General features: G+C 63.6%; 4 protein-coding genes. 3 read left to right on the top strand and 1 reads right to left on the bottom strand.

The genetic code is table 11. From position 1 onward, the window contains the following. Positions 1-165: 165 nt before the first annotated feature. Together EN750_RS28370 and EN750_RS28365 are read left to right on the top strand one after the other, a co-directional pair. Positions 166-519: a DUF971 domain-containing protein gene (locus EN750_RS28370; protein ID WP_013531698.1), complete on the top strand. Its 354-nt coding sequence runs from the start codon at positions 166-168 to the stop codon at positions 517-519. A gap of 73 nt (positions 520-592) precedes the next feature. After that, positions 593-1204: a pyridoxamine 5'-phosphate oxidase family protein gene (locus EN750_RS28365; protein WP_127398717.1), complete on the top strand. Its 612-nt coding sequence runs from the start codon at positions 593-595 to the stop codon at positions 1202-1204. Positions 1205-1222: 18 nt separating this feature from the next. On the opposite strand, the gene EN750_RS28360 is transcribed toward EN750_RS28365, so the two are convergent. Then, positions 1223-1675: a MarR family transcriptional regulator gene (locus EN750_RS28360; RefSeq protein WP_127398715.1), complete on the bottom strand. Its 453-nt coding sequence runs from the start codon at positions 1673-1675 to the stop codon at positions 1223-1225. A 47-nt stretch (positions 1676-1722) separates the two neighbouring features. On the opposite strand from EN750_RS28360, the gene EN750_RS28355 reads away from it, so the two are divergent. After that, positions 1723-2628 (top strand): alpha/beta hydrolase (locus tag EN750_RS28355; protein WP_127270854.1); only part of this gene is annotated, 906 nt, incomplete at its 3' end.

Below are 2628 nucleotides of genomic sequence, written 5' to 3'. Positions count from 1 at the left end.
GTTATATACCGCTATGTGATACGATCCGGCCTGCCATTCAAGATAGCGCCTCTCGATCTTTGGTAACATCTCTCAGCCGACATCGCATGTCGGTCGGTCTCATCAGGCCTTTTCCCGTTTGGCGAAGCGGCGTAGGGAAGGGCGGATGAGACGGGATCGAACAGCATGACCGCACCGAAAGAGCTCAGGGTCTCCAAGGACCGCAAACTTCTGTCCGTCACCTTTCCCGACCACCATCCATTCGAATTACCGGCGGAACTGCTGCGCGTCGCCTCGCCATCGGCCGAGGTGCAGGGCCATTCGCCGGATCAGCGGGTGACGGTCCCCGGCAAGCGCAATGTGGCAATCCTCAAGATAGAGCCGGTCGGCAACTACGCCGTGCGCATCACCTTCGACGATTTCCACGACACCGGCATCTTCACCTGGAATTACCTGCATACGCTCGGCCACGAGAAGGATGCGCGCTGGGAGGCCTATCTCGCGGAGCTTGCGGAAAAGGGCCTGAGCCGGGACCGCTAAAATTGATTCCCCTCGCTGTCGTCAAAACGTCATCGAGATGGCGTAGCGCCGGCAAAGGTTCGGAGGCGAAAACATGTCCGTCATCACCACGGTCGAGCAGCTCGAGGCGCTCTATGGGGTTCCAGGCGAGGCCTCGCTGGTCAAGGAACTCGACCAAATCATTCCCGAATATGCCGCCTTTATCGAAGCCTCGCCCTTTGTCGCGCTGGCGACCAGCGGGCCGGAGGGGCTTGATTGCTCGCCGCGCGGCGATCTCGCCGGCTTTGTGCGCATCCATGATCCGAAAACCCTGATGATGCCGGACCGTCGCGGCAACAACCGCGCCGATTCGCTGAAAAACATCATCCGCGACCCACGCGTCGGCCTGCTGTTCCTGGTGCCGGGCTCCGGCACGACGCTGCGTGTCAATGGCCGCGCTCATATCACGACGGATACAGCGCTGTGCGCATCATTCACGGTGGATGGCAAGGCGGCGCGATCGGTGACCGTCATCGACATCGATTCGGTCTATTTCCAATGCGCCCGGGCCATCGTCCGCTCCGAGCTCTGGAACGCAGCAAGGCATGTCGACCCGAAGTCGCTGCCGACGCCCGGACAGATCCTGGAGATCACCAGCCGCAGGAACATCGACGGCGAAACCTACGACAAGGAATGGCCGGAGCGGGCGAAGAAGACGATGTGGTAGGTTTGGGCTGAAAAGCCCTCACGCCTCTTTCAGCACATCATAGATCTTGCGCATCTGCTCGCCGATCATGTCGCATTGTTCCGGCGTAGACTGGCTCATCGCCTTCTCTATCAGCGCCATGTGCACTTTCAGCGCCTGCATCAACAGCGCCTCGCCGGCCTCGGTGAGCGCGAGCCGCAGGATGCGCTTGTCCTTCTCGTCGCCTTCGCGGCGCAGCAGGCCACGCGCTTCCAGCTGCGGCAAAAGCATGGTGATGTTGGAACGGCCGACGAGCAGCTTGCGGGCAAGATCGTGCTGCGACATGCCGGGGTGGCGATAGAGGTTCATCAGCACGTCGAGCTGCGCCGGTTTCAAATCGAGCGGCGCAAGCTTCACCGCCAGCGTGCGCTCCAGCACATGGCAGGCGCGCGCCACCGCGACCCAGTTGAGGAAACGCGGGTTGTCCCAAGGCAGCTCTTGTTTATTGTTCATCTTTGAACTATTATGTTCATGCTTGAACGTATGGATGGATTTTCACTATGGCATCATTCGGGCTGAAGGTCATCCGGGGCGTGTTCGGTGCGGCAGAGCGTGTCGCGCCGCGGCTCAGCGGACGCGCGGCGTTCGAATTGTTCTGCCGCACCCCGAATGTCAAGGCGCTCAGCGATGGCGAGCGCCGTGCTGTCGACCGTGCGGCCGGGTTCATGACCGAGGCGCGTCATCACCGGCTGAAGACCGCGACCGGCTGCGTCATGGTGCACGAGTTCCGCCCGGAGCCGGGCAGGGCGGCCGCCGGCACGGTGCTCGTCGTCCATGGCTGGCGCTCGCGCACCGAATATATGCGCGCCTTGATAGAAGGTTATCGCGCCGCCGGCCACCGGGTCGTTTCGCTTGACCTGCCCGGCCACGGCCAGTCGCAGGGCCGGCGCCTGAACATGGTCAATGCGGTGGATGCGGTGCGGGTTGCCGGCGAATGGTTCGGCCCCTTCGTGGCGGCGGTCGGCCATTCCTTCGGCGGCGCCGTCGCCGCCAACGCCATCGCCGGTTCGGTCAAGAACATCCCGCCACTGGCGGCCGGACGCCTGGTGCTGATCGCGGCGCCAAGTTCCCTGCCGGCGATCTTTGCCGACTTCAGCCGCATGCTCAATGTCGGCCCGCGCTCGCAAGCCGCCATGGCGGACCGGGTCGAGCATCTTTCCGGCCGCCCCCTGCACGAATTCACCGGCGACCGTCAGCTCGCCCAGGCGCCGGTGCCGACCCTGGTCATCCATGCGCAGGACGACCGCGAAGTCTCGGCCGATCATGCAAGGCGCTATGCCGGCGCCGGCGGCCATGTGCGGCTCTACTGGGCCGACGGGCTCGGCCACCGCCGCATTCTCGCCGACAAGGGCGTGGTCGAACGCGCGGTTGGCTTCGTGGCGAATCGCGAGCCATTGCTGCTGCAC

This window comes from Mesorhizobium sp. M7A.F.Ca.ET.027.03.2.1 (assembly GCF_003999175.1).
GTDB lineage: Bacteria > Pseudomonadota > Alphaproteobacteria > Rhizobiales > Rhizobiaceae > Mesorhizobium.
This window is presented reverse-complemented; position numbering and strand designations above follow the sequence as displayed.